The organism is Cryptosporangium sp. NPDC048952 (assembly GCF_043197895.1).
Taxonomy (GTDB): domain Bacteria; phylum Actinomycetota; class Actinomycetes; order Mycobacteriales; family Cryptosporangiaceae; genus Cryptosporangium.
On sequence record NZ_JBICTY010000003.1, the window covers coordinates 1,145,471 to 1,163,262 of the forward strand.

The following is a 17,792-nucleotide window of genomic DNA, read 5'->3' on the forward strand; positions in this document are numbered from 1 at the left end:
CGGATGGTTGCGCGCCCGGCGGCTGGGCGCCTGATGGTTGGGCGCCGGATGGCTGGGCGCCTGGTGGTTGCGCGCCTGATGGTTGCGCGCCCGGCGGCCGGGCGCCTGATGGTTGGGCGCCTGATGGTGCGCTGGATGGGGGCGTGGGGGAGGGGCGCGTGGATGTCGTCGGGGCGGTGCCTGCGGCGGTTCGGAGGCGGAGGTTGGTGGGAGGGTGGCGCGGGGGCTGGAGGGAGCCGACGGCGGTGCCGCGTTTCCAGTGGGTGCCGCCGTCGGCGCTGAGCCAGCGGCGGCGGCCCGCCTCGACCGTGATCGTGTGGGGCCCGGCCGCGATCAGCTGCACGCCCGAGTCGCGGCCCAGGGTCTCCGCCGGGACGGCGACCTCCTGCCACGTCGACCCGCCGTCGGGCGTCCGCCAGAACGCGGGATCGCACGACGTGGGGGAGGCGCACCGCGGGGTGAACGCCCACCCGTTGCGGTCGTCGGCGAACGCGACCTGGTTCACGACAGTGCTCCACCGCGCGGCGCTCGGTGCCGGTTCCGGTGCTCGCGGGGTGGGATCCGGGCTCGGCTCCGGGCCGAAGGTCGCGACGCCGGCGGTGACCGCGACCGCTCCGGCAACGAGCGCTGCGATCAATCCGTAGCGACGGGGCTGGGAGGGCGGCACGGCTCGATTGTCACCCGCGTGCGGTGAACACGCGTCACCGCGACGCTGCACGTCGTCATTCGTTCAAGTAGTTGTAAATCGTGTAGCGGCTGACGCCCAGGGTTCGGGCGGCGAGTTCGACCGACTCCTTGATCAGGAAGAACCCTCGCTGTTCGAGGTCCTTGACGACGCGGGTCTTGTCGGACTTGGACATGTCGGCCACGTCGACGCCGGTCGCGCCGATCGCTCGGCGGAGGAGGTCGTCGGTGAGGTTCTCGACCGAGTCGTAGAAAGTCTCCTCGCGGTCGTGGCCGCTCACCGCCGGGGTGTCGATCAGTTCGGAGAGCAGGTCGCGGGCCTGGGTGAGGCGGGTGATGTCGCGGTTGAGGCACAGGGCGGCCACCGGTCTTTCGTGGTCACCGCGCAGGAAGATGGTCGACGAGCGGCAGACGATGCCGCCCGGGAGTTCGGTGCGGTAGCCGACGATGCTCTCCGGGGGGTCGTCCTGCATGAGCAGGCGGAGGCCCAGGTCGGTGGCGGGCGCGCCGACCGTGCGCCCGCTGAGCCCACCCGCGATCGCGACGACCGAGTTCGGCAGCTTGCTCAGGTCGTGCAGAACCACCTCGACGCCCGGCGCCAGCGCCGCCGCCAACGGCTCCACCAGAGGCCAATAAGTCTCCACCACCCGCCCCGCCTCAGCGGCGAACTCAGGCGTAGCCCACGACCCCACCGCGTCGGCCGCGCCCGGCCCAGGTGTGCTCGGCCCCACCGCGCCGGCCGCGCCCGGCCCAGGTGTGCTCGGCCCCGCCGCGCTCGGCAAGACGGCCGCGCGCGCCGACGGCGGCGCGCCCGTCGCCTCCGGCGCGATGCCCGCGCTGGGCGGCGGCGCTGCGGCGTCCGGCTCGGGGGTCGGCTCAGGCAACGTGGAACCGTTCGGCCCAGGCCAGGACGTCGGCCACCGAGGCGTTGCCGCCACAGACGACCAGGCCCAGGCGGCACGAGGGGCCGACGCGCTCGATCACCCGGCGCGCCGCCGGGAGGAGGCACCCCGCGGCCGGCTCGGTCCACACTTTCGCGGCCTCGGCGAGCTCCAACGAACCCCGTACCGCCTCGGCGTCGGTCACCACGAGCACGTCCTCGACCAGCGCCTGTACGTGCGCGAACGTCAGCGGCGCCACCGCGGGCGGCGAGAGCGTCGTCACGATCGACGTCGGCACGATGGTCACGGGCCCGCCCGCCGCGAGCGCCCGCGCCATCGTGTCCGACCCCTCGGTCTCGACGCCCCACACCCGCACCCCGGGCCGCAGCGCCCGGAACGCAGCCGCCACCCCCGAGATGAGCCCGCCGCCGCCGATACTGACCAGGACGTCGGTCAGTTCGCCCGCGTCCCGGGCGAACTCCGACCCCACAGTGCCCTGCCCGGCGATCACCGTCGGATCGTCGAACGGGTGGAGCAGCGTCAGGCCCTCGGCCTGCAGCCGGGCGCTGAGCGCGAACGCCTCGGTGACGTCACCGGTCAGGTGCACCGCGGCACCGTGCCGCTCCGCGAGCTCGACGGCCCGGCGAGGCGCCGACCGCGGCATCACGATCGTCGCCTTCACGCCGAGCGCATCGGCCATCGTCGCCACCGCGATGCCGTGGTTGCCCCCGCTCACCGCGACGACTCCGGCCGCGCGCTCGGCGTCGTCCAAAGAATGCAGTTTGGCAGTTGCGCCGCGGGCCTTGAACGAACCGGTGCGCTGCAACAGCTCCAACTTCACGGTGACCGGGACGCCGAGCGCATCGGCCAGTCCGGGGCTGTCGACGGTCGGCGTCCGGACGATGTCGTTCTGGATGAGCAGTGCTGCCGCCTCGACCGCGGCCAGATCCACGAGCATCAACAAAGTGTAGAACCAAATCCACAAAATGTGGAATCATGCCGCGGTGGCCTCGCCGAGGTAGCGGTGGAGCAGTTCCTCGCCCGCCGCGTCGGCGGGCCCCGACCAGGACGTCCGGCCGCGCTGCAGGATCAGGCACGCGTCGGCGAACTCCAGCGCACGGCCGGCGAACTGTTCGATGAGCAGCACCGACACCCCAGCGGCCCGGGCGCGGCCCAGGCTCTCGAAGATCAGGTCGACGAGCTTCGGGGCGAGGCCGAGCGACATCTCGTCGGCGATCACGAGCTTCGGCTCGACCATGAGCGCCCGGGCGAGCGAGAGCATCTGCTGCTCACCGCCGGACAGCGTGCCGGCGAGCTGGCGGCGCCGCTCTCCGAGCACGGGGAACAGCTCGAACGCCCGGTCCAGGCCGGATGCTCGCCGTCCCTTGTCGACGCCGAGGCCCATCCGCAGGTTCTCCAGCACGGTCAGGCCGGGGAACACCCCGCGCCCCTCGGGCAGGTGCACGATGCCCGCGCGGCGCACCTTCGCCGGGGACAGGCGGGTGATGTCCCGGTCGTCGAAGCGGATCGTGCCGCCCTGCGACGGCACCAGGCCCGACAGCGCCCGGGCGAGCGTGCTCTTCCCGGCCCCGTTCGGACCCAGGACGGCCAGCGCGCTGTTCGGCGGCACCTCGAACGAGACGTCGCTCAGCGCCTGCGCGGCGCCGTACCGCACGGACAGCGTGTCGACAACGAGCGTGCTCATGCCACCCCCAGGTACGCGGAACGAACTTTTGGGTCCTCGCGGATCTCGGCCGGGGTGCCGGTCGCGATGCAGATGCCGAAGTCCAGGACGTGCACGCGGTCGCACATGCCCAGCACGAGCGGGACGTCGTGCTCGACGAGCAGCAGCGAGACGCCGTGGTCCTTCACCAGCGTTTTGAGGGTCTCGGCGAGTTCGTCGGTCTCCCGGACGTCGAGCCCCGACGACGGTTCGTCGAGCAGCAGCACCTGCGGATCCACCGCGAGCGCCCGCGCCACCTCGACCAGGCGGCTGGTGCCGAGCGGCAGTCCGGCGGCGGGGGAGTACTGGACGCGGCCGAGGTGCAGCGCGTCGACCAGTGCGTCCACCCGCTCGGTCTCGGCCGCCGGTGGGCGGCGGAAACCACCGCCGGTGAGCAGGTCGGTCCAGAGCCGGGCCTTGGCGTGCCGCATCCGGTAGCCGAGGACGATGTGCTCGCGGACGGTCAGCGTGGAGAACAGTTCGGGGTGCTGGAACGTCCTCGCCAGCCCCCTCCGCGCCCGGGCCTGCGGCGACGCGCTCGTGACGTCGTCGCCGTCCATCAGCACGGTGCCTGCCGTCGGCCGGAGCAGTCCGGACAGGACGCCGAACAGCGTGCTCTTCCCGGCCCCGTTCGGGCCGACGAGCCCGACGATCGACTGCGCCGGTACCTCCACATCGACGTCGTTCAGCGCGACGAGCCCGCCGAAGCGGACCGTGACACCGTGAGCTTCCAGACGGGCAGTCACACTCGCTCCTTCGCGAACGCGGTCACCGGGGTGCGGGTACGAAACCGCGCGGTCAGGCGGGCGATCGCTGCGCCGTTCTGGGCGACTGCGCCCTCGGGGTGGTTGGCCAGCGCGATCGCGCCGAGGCCGAACAGGATCACCGGGATACCGGCGAACTCCGACGGCACGTACGTCGAGAACAGGCCGGGCATCAGGTAGTACAGCAGCCCGGCGGCCAGCGCGGCCATGATCGACCGCGATCCCAGCGTCACCAGCACCGCGAGCCAGACGAGCCCGGCGAACGGGGCGTAGGAGTCCGGCAGCGACGACTGGAAGTTCATCGCGAGGAACCCGCCACCGACCGCGGCCACGAACGACGCCACGCCGGCGACGAGCACCTTGGCCTGCAGCACGCTGATGCCGAGCGTCCGCGAGCCGTTCTCGCTCCAGCGCACCGCGCTCATCGCGAGCCCCGCGGTCGACCGTCGAAGGTTCAGCACGACGAGGCCGAGAATCAGGAACGCCGCCAGCGTCAGCAACGCGAACGACTGGTTCTCCAGCGCGAACGACGGCCGGGGCATCGGCTGGCCGGACCCGAAGTTGTAGAACCGGTCGCGGGTGAACACCAGCGTCGAGACGAGCAGTCCGAACGAGAGTGTCACCAGCGCCACGTAGAGGTTGCCGAGCCGGATCGTCAGCACACCGAGGATGACGCCCAGCGGCACCACGACCAGCGCGGCGACCAGCACCGCGAGCAGCGGCGGCCACGCGTGGTACGTCGAGAGTTCCGCGGCGAGCACCGCGCCGATCCCGGCGAACGTGATCTGGCAGAGCCAGACCATGCCGCCTTCGCCGGTCACCAGCGTGTAGGAGAGCAGCGCGATGCCGAGCGCGATACCGGCCGCGGCGAGCCCGGCCCAGTACTCGGAAAGCATCAGCGGAAGCGCAGCGACGATCACCACGAAGACAGCACTGGGTATGAGGCCCGAACGGGGAGAAGAAGCCGCCGGCGCCTCCTCCTGAATACTGATCGCCCGGTCGAGCGCACCGCCGGCCGTCGTGTCCCCGGCCTGCCCGCGCGCCGCGTAGTACAGCAGGAACACCAGCATGAACGCGAACGGCACACTCGGCACGACGGCTGCGGTGAACGGGCTCTCCGCGTCCAGGTACTTCTGGATCACGGTCGTGACCAGTCCCATCGCGAGCGCGACCCCCACCGCGATCGGCAGGCTGCGCAGCCGCGCGGCGACCACCGCGGCGAACGCGGCCGACATCAGCACGGTCATGCCCTCCGCGGACAACCCGGCGGTGGGGGCGATGAGGATGCCCGCCAGCCCGGAGAGCGTCGCGCTCGCGGCCCACACTCCGAGCGACACCCGTCCCGGCGACGTACCGGAGAGCCCGGTGAGCGCCTCGCTGTCGACGAGCGCCCGGACCTTCAGCCCGACGTCGGTGAACCGCAGTACGCCGACGCCGACGATCAGCACGACCGCGAGTCCGATGTACGCGACGAGCTGGTCGGCGTTGAGCACGGCGCCGAACGGGTGCCAGGTGGTCAGCGGCCGCGGCGCGAGGCCCGGCGCGGTGACGCTGGTCAGGTGGCCCATGATCAGCTCGACCAGGGGCGGGAGCGCGACCGACAGACCCATCGTCGCCATCAGCTTGACCAGCATCGAGCGCTGACGCAGATGGCGGAACAGCACCCAGTACAGCGCCATGCCGAGCACCGGCGCGAACAGCAGCAGCGCGACGACGGCCGACGGCACGATCGGCCAGCCGGCCTCGGTGTTCAGCGCGTAGTAGACGCGCGCCACGGTGAACGCCATGGCGGCGAACGCCAGGCTGAAAATGCCGGATGCGACATAGGTGACGACCAGCGATCCGGCGGCGATCGCGTAGATGGAGCCGAGGGCCAGCCCGGCGAGGACGTAGGAGAGCACAGAGCCTCCAAGCAGGGGGTGGAGCCGTAGATCCACCACAGAGTGCGTCACGGTGTGACTCACGTCAATCCTTGTAAATTTTTCTAACCTTCGAAAGGATCGATGGAAGCTTAGATGCATCTGTAACTGTCAGAGAGGACAGTGAACATGAGCGGAAGAGGCATCGCCGCGGTCGGAGCAGCCTGCGCGGTCGCGCTGGCGGTCTCGGCCTGCGGTGGCGGGTCCGGCGGCAGCGCGACCCCTGGCGACACCGTCAAGGTGGGCGTCCTGACGTCGCTGAGCGGCCCGAACAGTGCGGCGTTCAAGGGCACGGTCTCCGGTGCCGAGGCCCGGCTCGCCGCCTACAAGGACGAGGGCGGCAAGTGCAGCGACAAGAAGTTCGACGTCGTCAAGGCTGACGACCAGTCGAACACGCAGGGCACGCTGACCGCCTCGCAGAAGCTGATCCAGCAGGACAAGGTCTACACGGTGCTGGCGGTCAGCTCGTTCCTCTACGGAGCGACGCCGTTCCTCACCACCGCCGGCAAGGGCACGCCGGTCATGGGTGGCGGCTTCGACGGCGCCAAGGAATGGCAGAACACCAAGAACAACCTGTTCCCGGCCATCCCGGTGCCGGACTACTCCAAGACCTACACGACGGCCGGCGAGTACCTGAAGAGCGTCGGCGGCACCAAGGTCGCGGGCATCGCGTACGAGAGCCCGAGTTCGCAGCAGGGCCTCGAAGCGTCGCTGCGGTCGGCCGAGGCCGCGGGTCTCCAGCGCGGATACGTCAACACGACGATCCCGTTCGGCAGCACCGACGTCGGCGCGATCGTTCTCGGAATCATCGAGTCGAAGTCCGACGTCATCCAGATGGGCATCAACCCCGACACGTCGTTCGCGATCGTGGCCGGGCTCAAGCAGGCCGGCTACACGCCGAAGGCCGTCGTCTCGGCCACCGGCTACGGCAACGACCTGCTGGAATCCGCGCCCGCGGTGCAGGCCGGACAGGGCGTCACGTTCACCACCGGCTGGGCGCCGAACGAGCTGAAGAACGAGGGCACCGAGCGTCTCTCGGCCGCGCTGAAGAAGCACGCGGGTTCGAAGTCCGGCATCCCCGGCTTCGCCCAGGCGATGGGCTGGATGACCGCTGACATGTTCCTGCACGGCCTCGAGATCGCCGGTTGCGACGCCGACCAGTCGAAGTTCCTCTCGACGATGCGTGCGGACAAGACCTGGACCGCCGACGGGCTCTACCCGGCGCCACGGGACTGGACCACGACCGCGGTGACCCAGTCGTGCCAGTACTTCCTCAAGCTCCAGGGCAACGCGTTCGTGCTCGAGCCCAACGCCGCCCCGCTGTGTGGCAAGGAAGTCGCGAACTGAGTGCGGAACAAATGTTAGGTTTCGATTCCTCCCGTCCGAAGAGGAGTGCAGATTGACTACCGAACTCGCACGCCGCCTCTACTCCACGATGACGCTGGCGCAGGCCGTCGACGCGCGGTTACGCAAGGGCATCGGCCGGGGTGAGTTCTTCGCGGTGATCTGGCCCGCGCGCGGCCAGGAGGCCGTGGCGGCGGGCCTGTCCGCGGCCCTCCGCCCCGACGATCGGCTCGTCACCACCTATCGAGGCATCCACGACCTGGTGAGCAAGGGCGTCCCGCTCACCGAGGTCATCGGGGAGATCCTCGGGAAGAGCATCGGCGCGTCCCGCGGCAAGGGCGGCACGATGCACATCACCGCGCCCGATCAGGGGGTCGCGCTGACCACCGGCATCGTCGGTGCCGGGGTTCCCGTGGCCGTCGGGCTCGCGCTCGCCGCCAAGCAGCAGGGCAGCGACCGGGTCGCCGCGGTGACGTTCGGCGACGGCGCCACCAACACCGGCTCGTTCCACGAGGGCATGAACCTGGCGTCGACCTGGCAGTTGCCGGTCGTCTTCGTCTGCCAGAACAACCTCTGGGCGGAAATGACGCCGACCCACGAGACGATGAACATCGAGCAGGTCGTCGATCGCAGGCTCGCGTACGCGATGCCCGGCGAGCGGGTCGACGGCAACGACCCGGAGGCCGTGCACACAGCGGTCGCGGCGGCCGTCGACCGTGGCCGCACCGGTGGCGGCCCGACGTTCATCGAGGCGGTGACGTTCCGCTTCGAGGGCCACTACTTCGGTGACCCGCAGCAGTACCTGCCCGCCGACGAACTGGCGGCGGCCAAGGAGGCCGACCCGATTCCGCGCTACCGGCAGCGGCTGCTCGGTGCAGGTCTGCTGTCGGAGGCCGAACTCACTGCGATCGAGGACGACGCCACCGCGCGGGTCGACGCGGCGCTGGCCGAGGTCCTCGCTGCCCCGGCGCCCGAACTCGCCGAGCTGGAACAGGACTTCTTCGCCGACATGGAGGGCATTCCCTCGTGAGCGCCGTCACCGAATCAGAGACCAAGACGCTGACGTTCGGCGCCGCGCTGAACGCCGCACTGGACGAGGCCTTGACCGCCGACGAGCGCGTGTTCCTGCTCGGCGAGGACCTGGCCGACCCGGCCGGCGGCGTCGGCAAGGTCACGGCCGGACTGTCGACGAAGCACGGCAGGCACCGCGTGCTCGACACCCCGATCTCGGAGGCCGCGATCGTCGGCGCCGCGATCGGGGCCGCGATCGACGGTCAGATCGCGATCGCCGAGATCATGATCATGGACTTCATCGGCATCGCCGTGGACCAGATCGTGAACCTCGCGGCGAAGGCACGCTTCACGTCGGCCGGGCGGACGCCGTGCAACATCACCGTGCGGACGTCCAGCTTCGGCGGCCTGGGCTCGGGCGCGACGCACTCGCAGTCGCTCGAGGCCTGGTTCATGCACATCCCCGGCATCAAGGTGGTCGTGCCCGCCACGCCCGCGGACGCCAAGGGCCTGCTCACGGCGTCGATCTTCGACCCGGACCCGGTGCTGTTCCTCGAGACGAACATCCTCTACGGCAAGCGCGGCCCGGTGCCGACCGGCTCGCACACGGTGCCTCTCGGCAAGGCCGACGTCAAACGGCCAGGGTCCGACGTCACGATCGTCACGTACGGCCGCGGGGTGCACGACGCACTGGATGCCGCCAAGGCACTCGAGACCGAAGGCATCGACGTCGAGGTGCTCGACCTGCGCACGCTCGTGCCGCTCGACGTCCCGGCCGTGCTCGAGTCGGTGGGCCGCACCGGCCGGGCCGTCGTCGCGCACTACGCGGTGGAGTTCGCCGGGCCGGGCGCGGAGATCGCCGCCCGGATCAGCACCGACCTGTTCGGACAGCTCCAGGCCCCCGTGGCCCGGGTCGGGGCCCGGTTCCGGCCGATCCCGGCCGCCAAAGAGCTGGAAACTGCCGTGTTCCCCAACGTCGACCGCATCGTGTCGGCCGTTCGAGCAACAGTGGGATACAACAAATGACCCAGAAGGTCCCTGTCAACGTTCCGAAGCTGACGATGGCCACCACGGAGGTGACGTTCCTCGAGTGGCTCGTCCCCGACGGGACCGCCGTCACGGAGGAAGAGCCGATCTACGTCGTCGCCACCGACAAGGTGGAGAACGAGGTGAACGCACCGGCTTCGGGCATCCTCCGGCACGGCACCGCCGAGCCGGAGGAGGTCTACCCGGTCGGCACCCAGATCGCGACGATCGAGACCGCGTGAACTCCTCCTCGGACGTTCTCGTGCTCGGCGGAGGGAGCGGTGGGTACGCCGCTGCCCTCCGCGCCGCCGAGCTCGGCCGGTCCCATGTCCACGGCTGAGGCTCCTTACCGGGAGCGCATGTCTCGGATGCGGAAGATCATCGCGACCCGGATGGTCGAGTCGCTGCAGACGTCCGCGCAGCTCACGTCCGTCGTCGAGGTGGACGTCAGCGGCATCGCGGCGGTGCGCAAGCAGGCGGGGCTGTCGTTCCTCCCGTACTTCGCGCTGGCCGCGGTGCAGGCGCTGGCCGAGCACCGGATCGTGAACGCGTCGATCGTCCCGGAGACGCACGAGGTCGAGTACCACCCGGCGGTGCATCTGGGGATCGCGGTGGACACTGCACGGGGTCTGATGGTTCCCGTGATCCGGGACGCCGGGGATCTCGACCTGCGCGGACTGGCGGCGGCGATCGACGACGTCGCCGCACGCACCCGGGACAACAAACTCAAGCCCGACGAGGGCAGCGGCGGCACGTTCACGATCACGAACACCGGCAGCCGCGGCGCCTTGTTCGACACCCCGATCATCAACGCGCCGCAGTCCGCGATTCTCGGCACGGGGGCCGTGGTGCGGCGGCCGGTCGCGGTGACGGGTGTCGGCGGAGCGGAGCGGGTCGAGATCCGGTCGATGGTGTATCTCGCGCTCTCCTACGACCATCGGCTCGTCGACGGCGCGGATGCGGCCCGGTTTCTGGTCGCGGTCAAGGACCGTTTGGAGGCTTCTCGCTCATGACGGGATACATCGGTAGCTCGGTGCGGGAGATCGACGCGGCGCCGGACGCGGCGCTCACCGCCGAGCTCCTGGAGCGGCTCAAGGACCTGGACGCCACCCGGATCAACAAGGACGACCAGATCGTCATCCGCAAGGCAGTGCTCGGGTTGCTGTCGATCGTGTCGACGCTCGAGGCGCGGATCGTCGCGCTGGAGGCGGGCGACCAGTAGAGCTGGCCTCACCATCAGGTGGGTGGCCTGCACCAGTGAGTCGCGGCCCCGTGCTGGGCGATCGTGTGGGCGTGCGGAGATTGCTGGGGATTTTGGCTGCGGCCCTCGGTGTCGCGTTCGTGGTGGCGCCCGGATGGATCGCCGGGATCGGCGCGGACTCCCTCGACGCCCGCGGACTCGCCGATCCGTTCCGCACCGCCTTCCGGGCGTGGTGGCAGCGCGGAGACCGGGCTCTCACGCCGGAGCTGGAGGGGATCGTCGACTATTGGTTCCGTTACCACCTGGCAAAAGGTGCGATCGCCGCTCTGTTGCTGGTGGTGCTGGTTCTGCTCGGCCTGCGGCTCGGGCGGTGGGCGGCGGCGTTGGTGCCGGTCGGGTTGGTCGCGATCGCCGCGGTGATGGCGAACGTCCAGGGTGCGGTGGCTCCGTTCGCGTCACTGTTTCCGTTGTTGTCGATCGACGATCTGCGCGCGCCGGCCGCGGTGATGCGTGCGGGGGATCGGCCGCCGACGTTGGTCGCGATGATCGACGACTACACGCTGTATCACGCGGTGATGATCGGGGTCGCCGGTGTGGTGACGGTGGTGTTCGCCGGCGTGGCTGTGGTTCTCGGCCGCCGGTGGGCGCGGTCGTCGTCGAACCGGTGGTGGTTCGGGTCGTTCGGAATACTGGCCGCGCTCCTGTCGGTAGCAGCCCTTGTCGTCACGATCGCGAACACGACCACCACCCTCAACCCCGAGCCGGGCCTCCTAGGCTTCTTCGAAGGAAGCTGGTAGCCCTGGCCGAAGGGCGCCTCGGAGGACGGTGGCTCGGGCGTGGGCGAAGACGCCGCGGGTCGTGCTGCGGCCCACCACACTCGGTGGCACCCAGATCAGATCGCGGACGCAGAAGCTCAGCACGGTCAACGAGCCACCGTCGGTCCGGATCTCGCCCGCGTCCAGCCCCGCGCCGACGATGTCGCGGATCGTGCGGGTGCGGTCCCGCAGCGAGTCCGACAACATGCTCGTCTCCGGCGGATACGACCGGAACCAGGCCCGCTGGATCTCGAACTCCTCGCTGAACCGGTCGCGCGCGTTGATGTTGATCCAGGTCAGCGCGTCCAGCTTCTCGACCGCGGACGCCGCTGACGACGCCACCGCCGCGTAACCGGCCGACAGTCGCGTGTAGAACGCGTTCATGATCGAGGCGAGCAGCGCCTCCTTGCCCTCGACCAGCCGGTACACCGACCCGGTGCCCATGTTCGCGGCGGCCGCGATGTCGCGGATCGTCGTCGTCTCGTACCCGCGACGCGCGAACTCGGCCCTGGCCACGGCGCGCAAGGCAGTCCGGCGGTCGTCGAGATCCTCGTCGGGCGTCGACCACTGCGCGATGGCCGCCGACGCGGCCCCCATCGCCGCGGACCGGTTGAGCACCCGATCGCTCGGCGGCCGCATCGCGATGCCGTGCAGCAGCAGCGTGCAGAGCAGCGTCGCGGTGGTGGCGGCCGGGTCGTCGCCGTGCAACCGCGCGATACCGACGTGCAGCATCGTCTCGCGCAGCTGCTCGGCGAACATCGTGCGGTCGAGCCGCGCGACCAGATCACCGCGCTCGGCGGCGTCGTCCAGATTGCGGTGAATCGCGGCGGTGACGGCGGTCGGTTCGCGCTGCACGAGGCTGACCAGGTCGGGCGTGGCGCCGGTGTGCGGTTCGTAGGCGGAGAGCTGCAGCGCGGCAGCGTGCCGGACGGCACACTCGGCGATCGCGACGCCGAGCGCGGTGAGGCGGTCGGCGGTGGGCGCGCCGAGGGGTTCGGTGAGCCAGTGCTGGCCGATCGCCTCCAGCTCGTCGTGATAGCGCTCGAGCAGTTCGGTGGCGATCGCCTGCTTCGAGTCGAAGTGGTGGTACAGGCTGCCGGGCAGGATTCCACAGGCGTCGGCGACGTCTTTGAGCGACGTGCGTGCGTACCCGGACGCCGCGAACAAGCGCGACGCGATCTGCAGGATCTCCGACCGGCGGGCGCCGTCAGTGGCCTTCGCGCCGGCCACCAGCGGTTGATTCACGCACCCAGTATGACGGCCGTCCGGGGAAACGCCGCAGGGTGGAGCCAAAGCTGGCAATCCTTATAAAGATTACATTATCGTGGGGCGCATGGACTTCAGCGAGAGCGGAGCCGCGGAGGCACTGCGGTCGGAGTTACGTGCGCTGATCGACGAGCACGTCCCCGCCGGCTACCTGGGTGCCTTCACCGACGATCCCGCCGATCTGGCGGTCGCCCAGCGGTTCGCACGCGTGCTGGCCGAACGCGGCCTGTTGTGCCTGGCGTGGCCCGTCGAATTCGGCGGACGCGGGGGATCGGTGTGGGAGCAGACCGTCGTCCGCGAGGAGATGTGGGCACACCACGAGCCGCGGGGCGCGCAGTACATGGGCGTCAACTGGGTAGGCCCGACGATCATGCGTCACGGAACTCCCGCCCAGCAGCGCGAGCACCTCCCCCGGATCGCGCGCGGCGAGGTGATCTGGTGCCAGGGGTTCAGTGAGCCCGACGCCGGGTCCGACCTGGCGTCGCTCCGGACCCGCGCGCGGCCCGACGGGGATGGCTGGCGGATCTCCGGACAGAAGATCTGGACGTCCTACGCGACGATGGCGCAGTGGTGCTTCCTGCTCGCCCGCACGTCAGCGGGGGAGACCAGACAGCAAGGACTGACGATCTTCCTGGTGCCGATGTCGGCGGCCGGGATCGAGGTGCGGCCGATCCGGAGCCTGATGGGTCCGCACCACCTCAACGAGGTCTTTTTCGACGACGTGCGCGTCGGTCCGGCGGACGTGCTCGGAACCGTGGACGACGGCTGGCGCGTGGTGCAGGAAGTGCTGGCGTTCGAGCGGGTCGGCATCGCCCGGTACGCGCGGTGCGAGCGGCTGCTGCAGGCGGCGCCGGACGTGCTCGGCGACGCCTGGGACGCGTTACCGGCCGAACTGCACTCGCGGTGGGCGCGGATGCTGGTGCACTGCCGGCGGGCGCGGATGCTCGCCTACCGGGTGGTGGCCCAGCAGAGCGAGGGGCGCGTGCGGCCCGGTGACGCGGCGGCGTACCGGATCGCGGTGACGCGGTTGGATCAGGAGAGTGCCGAGGTGCTGCAGGAAATCGTCGGCGCGGCGCCGACCGTGGACCGGATCTTCCGGCGCGCCGTCGAGGACCACTGGCGTTACTCGCAGGCCGCGACAGTGGCATCCGGGAGCATCGAAATCCAGCGCGTGCTGCTGGCCCGGGCATTGCTGGCGGCCTCGTGAGGGTCGAGCTGAGTGACGAGGCGGTTTCGTTCGGTCGGGAGGTCAGCCGGGCGATCGAAGCGGCCGGCGGGGACTCGCTCCTGCAACTCGCCGAACTCGACCCGGAGGGCCGCGCGGACCTGGCCGAGCCCGTGCTCAAGGAACTGGGCGCGTGGGAGCTCGAGCCGCGCCGCGACCCGGACGAGCTCGAGGCCGCAGCCGCACTGTGCCGGAGCGTCGGGTACTGGGCGTTGCCGTATCCGGTGGCCGAGCGCCTCGCCCGGCCGGTGGATCTCGACGTCGACGGGCTGCTCGTCGTGGCACCCGATGCCCCGCGTGCGGCAGTCGCGGGGTTGGACCTCCGCTGGGCGGCGGTGACGCTCGACGGTTCGCGGAGCGTGGCGGTGCCCATGGCCTCGGACGTCCCACCCCGGCACGCGGCGTTCGTCGCGCCGCTCCTGCTGCGTCCGCTGTACGGCATGCCGACCGCGGAGGTCGGGTCGACCGCGAGCGCCAGGTCGGCGGCGGGTGCCGGGCCGTCGGACGCCGCCCTCGCGCTGGTTCTGCCGGTGTGGACGCTCCTGGGGATGCTGGACCGGGCACTGGCGCTCGCGGTGGGGCACGTCACGGTGCGTGAGCAGTTCGGGCGGCCGTTGTCGGCACTGCAGGGCGTGCAGTTCCAGTTGACCGACGCGGAGGTCGAACGCGCGGGGCTCGACGCGCTCGCGGGGCACGCGCTGTGGAGTGCGGGGGTCGGGGGCCCCGACGCGCTGGTCGATGCCATCGCGTTGCGGGTGGCGGCGATCGAGGCGGCCGAGGTGGTGTTCCGGGTGGCGCACCAGGTGCACGGGGCGATGGGGTTCTGCGACGAGACGCCGGTGTCCTGGCTCTCCCGGTACAGCCAGCCCTTGCGCCGCCTTCCCTGGGGCCTCTCCGCTTCTCGCGACCTGCTGGTCCGCGCGGCGGGCCGCCGCGGCCTGACCGGCCTCTTCGCCCCCAGCCCGGCCGCGGCCACTCCGGCCTCCGGGCCGGCCGTCGACGGGCTGGATGCGGACGGGACCGAGGTGGGTGGATGAAGTACGAGCTTCCGGACGCGTTGACGGTGGACGTCGAGGGGCCGGTGCGGGTCGTGACGATGAACCGGCCCGGAGCGCACAACGCGGTAGACGTGGCACTGCACCGCGCGCTGGCGGTGGTGTGGCCGCAGTTGGCGGCGGACACCGAGGCGAAGGTCGTGATCCTCACCGGTGCCGGGTCGGCGTTCTCGGCCGGTGGGGACCTGGACTGGATCACGTCGTTCCTGGACGATCCGGCCGCCCGGGACGACTCCCTGCGCGAGGGCGCCCAGATCATCGACGAGTTGCTGCGGTTCCCGCTGCCGGTGATCGCGGCGGTCAACGGGCCCGCGGTGGGGCTCGGGTGCAGCCTGGCCGTGCTCTCGGACATCCTGCTGATCTCCGAGACCGCGTTCCTGGCCGATCCGCACGTCAGCGTGGGGCTGGTCGCGGGAGACGGCGGTGCCGCGTTCTGGCCCCTCTTGACGCCGATCCTGCGCTCGCGCGAGTACCTGTTCACCGGCCGCCGAATCCCGGCCGCGACCGCCGTCGAACTCGGCCTCGCGACCCGTACCGTCCCACCCGACGAACTCCTCGCCGAGGCGCGACGCACCGCCGACGAGCTCGCCGCCCTGTCGTCCGCAGCTCTGCGCGGCACGAAGCGCGTCGTCAACATGTACCTGTCGCAGGCGCTGAGCGGAGCCGTCCAGGCGGGCTTCGCCGCCGAAGCCGAAACCATGCGCTCCCCGGAACACCGCGACCGCCTCCTGGCTCTCCGTCGGGCCCGACGATGAACTGGTCGGCGGACCTCGACGAATTCCGGACCGAGGTGGGGGAGTGGTGTCGGGAGCACGTGCCGTCGGGGTGGCGGGAGGGCCAGACCGGGGTCGGGGATGACGAGTTCGTTCGGTTCCAGAAAGGGTGGTTCCGGGAGCTGAGGGACGCGGGCCTGGCCGTGCCGCACTGGCCGCGCGAGTGGGGCGGTGGGCTCACTGTCGCCCAGCAGGTGATCCTGTACCAGGAACTCGCAGCGCACGACGCCCCCCGCCTCGTGCTGGCCTTCGTCGCGATCCACCACGCGGCAGCCACCCTGCTCGCCGCCGGCACGGACGAGCAACGCGCCCGGCACCTCCCCGCGATCCTCGACGGCGAGATCTGGGTCCAGGGCTTCTCCGAACCGGACGCCGGCTCGGACCTGGCCGCGCTGCGCACCGCCGCCCGCCGGCACGGCGACACGTACGTCGTCAACGGCCAGAAGCTCTGGGCGAGCGGAGCGGCACACGCGGACTGGTGCCTGCTGCTGGCCCGCACGGACCCGACCGCGCCCACGCGACGCGGCATCTCGTACCTCCTCATGGACATGCGGTCCCCCGGGATCGACGTGCGCCCGATTCGGCAGGCCACCGGCGAGTCCCACTTCTGTGAGCTCTTCCTCGACGACGTCGAGGTGCCCGCCGCGAACCTGATCGGACCGGAGAACGACGGCTGGCGCGTGGCCCAGCAGACGCTCGGCGCCGAGCGCGGCACGACGATGCTGGAGCTCGCGGAACGTCTCGGGAACGCCGGTTTCCGGTGGCTGGTCGAAGCCTGCCCGCCTCCGATCGACGCGCTGGTCGCGGATCGGCTCGCGGCGTTCGAGACCGAGATCGCGGGGCTCCGCGCCCTCTGCCGGGATCACGTCGGGAAGTCCGAACCCGGCCCGGCCGACGCGTCGATCGTGAAGCTGGTCTACAGCGAGCTGCTGCAGCGGCTGATGGACTTCGGCACCGAGGTCGCCGGGCTCGAGACCCACACTGTCCTGCGCAAACCGGCGTCCAGCGGGTGGGAGTCGGGAGCCTGGGCCCTGGACTTCATCAGCTCCTGGGAGTGGACGATCCCCGGCGGGACGAGCGAGATCCAGCGGACGATCATCGGCGAGCGTGGCCTGGGGCTGCCCCGTGGCTGACCTGACCGAGTTCCACGACGAACTGCGTGCGGTGGCGCGGGAGGTGCTCGCGAAGCCCGGGCCGGTCGACATCGCCGCGACGGGGTGGTGCGGGCTCGAGGTGCCGTCCGAGTTGGACGGTGCGGGCGCCACGTTCGCGGAGGTGGCCGTGATCCTCACCGAGTTGGGGCGGGCGGCGGCCCAGACCTCGTACCTGGGCTCCGCGGTCCTGGGGGTGGGCGCGTTGCTGCTCCTCGAGCAGGACGCTCTGCTCCGCGGGATCGCCAACGGAACCACCGCGGTCGCCGTGGCACTCGAGGGCACGTTCCGCATCGAGGGCTCCCGGCTGTACGGGCAGGCGAGTTTCGTGCCCGACGCCGCCGAGGCGCAGCACCTACTCGTCATCACGGATGAAGGAACAGCAGTCGTTTCGGACGGGCTCACGGTCGCACCGCAGCCGGTGCTCGACCAGACCCGCCGGCTCGCGACCGTGCACGCCGACGGCGTCACGATCGACGAAACCGCGCGGTTCGCGGACCACCACCAGACCCTGCGGAACCGCGCCGCGATCGCCATCGCCTGCGACAGCCTCGGCATCAGCGAAGCAATGCTCGACGCCACCGTCGCCTACGTCGCCACCCGCGAGCAGTTCGGCCGCCCGGTCGGCTCGTTCCAGGCGGTCAAACACGCCTGCGCCGACATGCTCGTGAAAACCACCATGTCCCGGACGCTGATCGCCGAAGCGATCCGGAACCCCACCAGCGTCACGGCGTCCCAGGCCAAGTCCTACGTCTGCGCCGCCGCGGTCGACGTCGCCGGCACCGCGATGCAATTGCACGGCGGTATCGGCTACACCTGGGAGAGTGGCATCCACCGCTACCTGAAACGCGCGACGCTCAACCGGTCGTTGTTCGGCTCGCCCGCGGCCCACCGCCGCCTGCTCGCGCAGAGATACGCCTGATCGATGGTGGCTGAAACAGCCGGACTAAAATT

The 17,792-nt window shown here is 70.8% G+C and carries 20 protein-coding genes; 14 read left to right on the top strand and 6 right to left on the bottom strand.

Annotated elements, in window-relative coordinates:
- The first annotated feature begins 245 nt into the window (after nucleotides 1-245).
- Nucleotides 246-644 (top strand): hypothetical protein, encoded by a 399-nt coding sequence (locus ACGFY5_RS21390; protein WP_392722147.1) that lies wholly within the window; start codon nucleotides 246-248, stop codon nucleotides 642-644.
- A 78-nt stretch (nucleotides 645-722) separates the two neighbouring features.
- Here the strand turns inward: ACGFY5_RS21390 and ACGFY5_RS21395 are convergent, their stop codons facing one another.
- From ACGFY5_RS21395 to ACGFY5_RS21415, 5 genes are read right to left on the bottom strand one after another with little or no spacing between them, the layout of a single operon-like run.
- Nucleotides 723-1,568 carry a transcriptional regulator gene (locus ACGFY5_RS21395; RefSeq protein ID WP_392722148.1) on the bottom strand — a complete coding sequence of 282 codons (846 nt, stop codon included), beginning with the start codon at nucleotides 1,566-1,568 and terminating at the stop codon, nucleotides 723-725.
- Nucleotides 1,561-2,523 (bottom strand): threonine/serine dehydratase, encoded by a 963-nt coding sequence (locus tag ACGFY5_RS21400; protein WP_392722149.1) that lies wholly within the window; start codon nucleotides 2,521-2,523, stop codon nucleotides 1,561-1,563. The genes ACGFY5_RS21395 and ACGFY5_RS21400 overlap by 8 nt, the downstream gene beginning before the upstream one ends.
- Before the next feature lie 36 nt (nucleotides 2,524-2,559).
- Nucleotides 2,560-3,270 carry an ABC transporter ATP-binding protein gene (locus ACGFY5_RS21405; RefSeq protein ID WP_392722151.1) on the bottom strand — a complete coding sequence of 237 codons (711 nt, stop codon included), beginning with the start codon at nucleotides 3,268-3,270 and terminating at the stop codon, nucleotides 2,560-2,562.
- Nucleotides 3,267-4,034, bottom strand: a complete 768-nt coding sequence (locus ACGFY5_RS21410; RefSeq protein ID WP_392722153.1) for an ABC transporter ATP-binding protein — start codon at nucleotides 4,032-4,034, stop codon at nucleotides 3,267-3,269. Before ACGFY5_RS21410 ends, ACGFY5_RS21405 begins: the two co-directional genes overlap by 4 nt.
- Nucleotides 4,031-5,953 (bottom strand): ABC transporter permease, encoded by a 1,923-nt coding sequence (locus ACGFY5_RS21415; RefSeq protein ID WP_392722154.1) that lies wholly within the window; start codon nucleotides 5,951-5,953, stop codon nucleotides 4,031-4,033. The genes ACGFY5_RS21410 and ACGFY5_RS21415 overlap by 4 nt, the downstream gene beginning before the upstream one ends.
- Nucleotides 5,954-6,100: 147 nt before the next feature.
- Between ACGFY5_RS21415 and ACGFY5_RS21420 the strand changes: the two genes are divergently transcribed.
- The 8 genes from ACGFY5_RS21420 to ACGFY5_RS21455 all read left to right on the top strand — a co-directional run bounded on the left by ACGFY5_RS21420 (nucleotide 6,101) and on the right by ACGFY5_RS21455 (nucleotide 11,350).
- Entirely contained in the window at nucleotides 6,101-7,318 is a 1,218-nt protein-coding gene (locus ACGFY5_RS21420; protein WP_392722155.1) for an ABC transporter substrate-binding protein, read from the top strand.
- An 88-nt stretch (nucleotides 7,319-7,406) separates the two neighbouring features.
- Nucleotides 7,407-8,345, top strand: coding sequence for a thiamine pyrophosphate-dependent dehydrogenase E1 component subunit alpha (locus ACGFY5_RS21425; RefSeq protein WP_392722573.1), 939 nt, complete (start codon nucleotides 7,407-7,409; stop codon nucleotides 8,343-8,345).
- Complete coding sequence (locus ACGFY5_RS21430) at nucleotides 8,342-9,352, top strand: alpha-ketoacid dehydrogenase subunit beta (RefSeq protein WP_392722156.1); 1,011 nt, start codon at nucleotides 8,342-8,344, stop codon at nucleotides 9,350-9,352. Before ACGFY5_RS21425 ends, ACGFY5_RS21430 begins: the two co-directional genes overlap by 4 nt.
- Nucleotides 9,349-9,594 carry a biotin/lipoyl-containing protein gene (locus tag ACGFY5_RS21435; protein WP_392722157.1) on the top strand — a complete coding sequence of 82 codons (246 nt, stop codon included), beginning with the start codon at nucleotides 9,349-9,351 and terminating at the stop codon, nucleotides 9,592-9,594. Before ACGFY5_RS21430 ends, ACGFY5_RS21435 begins: the two co-directional genes overlap by 4 nt.
- Complete coding sequence (locus ACGFY5_RS21440) at nucleotides 9,591-9,692, top strand: FAD-binding protein (protein WP_392722160.1); 102 nt, start codon at nucleotides 9,591-9,593, stop codon at nucleotides 9,690-9,692. The genes ACGFY5_RS21435 and ACGFY5_RS21440 overlap by 4 nt, the downstream gene beginning before the upstream one ends.
- A 19-nt stretch (nucleotides 9,693-9,711) precedes the next feature.
- A complete protein-coding gene (locus ACGFY5_RS21445; RefSeq protein WP_392722161.1) occupies nucleotides 9,712-10,365 on the top strand; it encodes a 2-oxo acid dehydrogenase subunit E2 in 654 nt (217 codons plus the stop codon).
- Nucleotides 10,362-10,574 (top strand): hypothetical protein, encoded by a 213-nt coding sequence (locus tag ACGFY5_RS21450; protein ID WP_392722163.1) that lies wholly within the window; start codon nucleotides 10,362-10,364, stop codon nucleotides 10,572-10,574. Before ACGFY5_RS21445 ends, ACGFY5_RS21450 begins: the two co-directional genes overlap by 4 nt.
- 71 nt (nucleotides 10,575-10,645) lie before the next feature.
- Nucleotides 10,646-11,350 carry a hypothetical protein gene (locus ACGFY5_RS21455; protein WP_392722164.1) on the top strand — a complete coding sequence of 235 codons (705 nt, stop codon included), beginning with the start codon at nucleotides 10,646-10,648 and terminating at the stop codon, nucleotides 11,348-11,350.
- On the opposite strand, the gene ACGFY5_RS21460 is transcribed toward ACGFY5_RS21455, so the two are convergent.
- On the bottom strand, nucleotides 11,324-12,613 hold the full coding sequence (locus ACGFY5_RS21460) for a TetR/AcrR family transcriptional regulator (protein WP_392722166.1): 1,290 nt from the start codon (nucleotides 12,611-12,613) through the stop codon (nucleotides 11,324-11,326). The genes ACGFY5_RS21455 and ACGFY5_RS21460 overlap by 27 nt on opposite strands.
- A gap of 88 nt (nucleotides 12,614-12,701) precedes the next feature.
- On the opposite strand from ACGFY5_RS21460, the gene ACGFY5_RS21465 reads away from it, so the two are divergent.
- Genes ACGFY5_RS21465 through ACGFY5_RS21485 form a run of 5 tightly spaced genes read left to right on the top strand, consistent with a single transcriptional unit; the run spans nucleotide 12,702 to nucleotide 17,760 of the window.
- On the top strand, nucleotides 12,702-13,841 hold the full coding sequence (locus tag ACGFY5_RS21465; protein ID WP_392722167.1) for an acyl-CoA dehydrogenase family protein: 1,140 nt from the start codon (nucleotides 12,702-12,704) through the stop codon (nucleotides 13,839-13,841).
- Complete coding sequence (locus ACGFY5_RS21470) at nucleotides 13,838-14,896, top strand: acyl-CoA dehydrogenase family protein (RefSeq protein WP_392722168.1); 1,059 nt, start codon at nucleotides 13,838-13,840, stop codon at nucleotides 14,894-14,896. The genes ACGFY5_RS21465 and ACGFY5_RS21470 overlap by 4 nt, the downstream gene beginning before the upstream one ends.
- A complete protein-coding gene (locus ACGFY5_RS21475; RefSeq protein ID WP_392722170.1) occupies nucleotides 14,893-15,669 on the top strand; it encodes an enoyl-CoA hydratase/isomerase family protein in 777 nt (258 codons plus the stop codon). The genes ACGFY5_RS21470 and ACGFY5_RS21475 overlap by 4 nt, the downstream gene beginning before the upstream one ends.
- Nucleotides 15,666-16,820 carry an acyl-CoA dehydrogenase family protein gene (locus ACGFY5_RS21480; RefSeq protein ID WP_392722172.1) on the top strand — a complete coding sequence of 385 codons (1,155 nt, stop codon included), beginning with the start codon at nucleotides 15,666-15,668 and terminating at the stop codon, nucleotides 16,818-16,820. Before ACGFY5_RS21475 ends, ACGFY5_RS21480 begins: the two co-directional genes overlap by 4 nt.
- A complete protein-coding gene (locus ACGFY5_RS21485; protein ID WP_392722173.1) occupies nucleotides 16,813-17,760 on the top strand; it encodes an acyl-CoA dehydrogenase family protein in 948 nt (315 codons plus the stop codon). The genes ACGFY5_RS21480 and ACGFY5_RS21485 overlap by 8 nt, the downstream gene beginning before the upstream one ends.
- The last annotated feature ends 32 nt before the right edge of the window (nucleotides 17,761-17,792 follow it).

Coding starts and splice junctions, on each gene's coding strand:
- ACGFY5_RS21400 (WP_392722149.1), bottom strand. CDS start 2,523: ATGCTCGTGGATCTGGCCGCGGTCGAGGCGGCAGCACTGCTCATCCAG.
- ACGFY5_RS21405 (WP_392722151.1), bottom strand. CDS start 3,270: ATGAGCACGCTCGTTGTCGACACGCTGTCCGTGCGGTACGGCGCCGCG.
- ACGFY5_RS21420 (WP_392722155.1), top strand. CDS start 6,101: ATGAGCGGAAGAGGCATCGCCGCGGTCGGAGCAGCCTGCGCGGTCGCG.
- ACGFY5_RS21425 (WP_392722573.1), top strand. CDS start 7,407: ATGACGCTGGCGCAGGCCGTCGACGCGCGGTTACGCAAGGGCATCGGC.
- ACGFY5_RS21435 (WP_392722157.1), top strand. CDS start 9,349: ATGACCCAGAAGGTCCCTGTCAACGTTCCGAAGCTGACGATGGCCACC.
- ACGFY5_RS21445 (WP_392722161.1), top strand. CDS start 9,712: ATGTCTCGGATGCGGAAGATCATCGCGACCCGGATGGTCGAGTCGCTG.
- ACGFY5_RS21450 (WP_392722163.1), top strand. CDS start 10,362: ATGACGGGATACATCGGTAGCTCGGTGCGGGAGATCGACGCGGCGCCG.
- ACGFY5_RS21465 (WP_392722167.1), top strand. CDS start 12,702: ATGGACTTCAGCGAGAGCGGAGCCGCGGAGGCACTGCGGTCGGAGTTA.
- ACGFY5_RS21475 (WP_392722170.1), top strand. CDS start 14,893: ATGAAGTACGAGCTTCCGGACGCGTTGACGGTGGACGTCGAGGGGCCG.
- ACGFY5_RS21480 (WP_392722172.1), top strand. CDS start 15,666: ATGAACTGGTCGGCGGACCTCGACGAATTCCGGACCGAGGTGGGGGAG.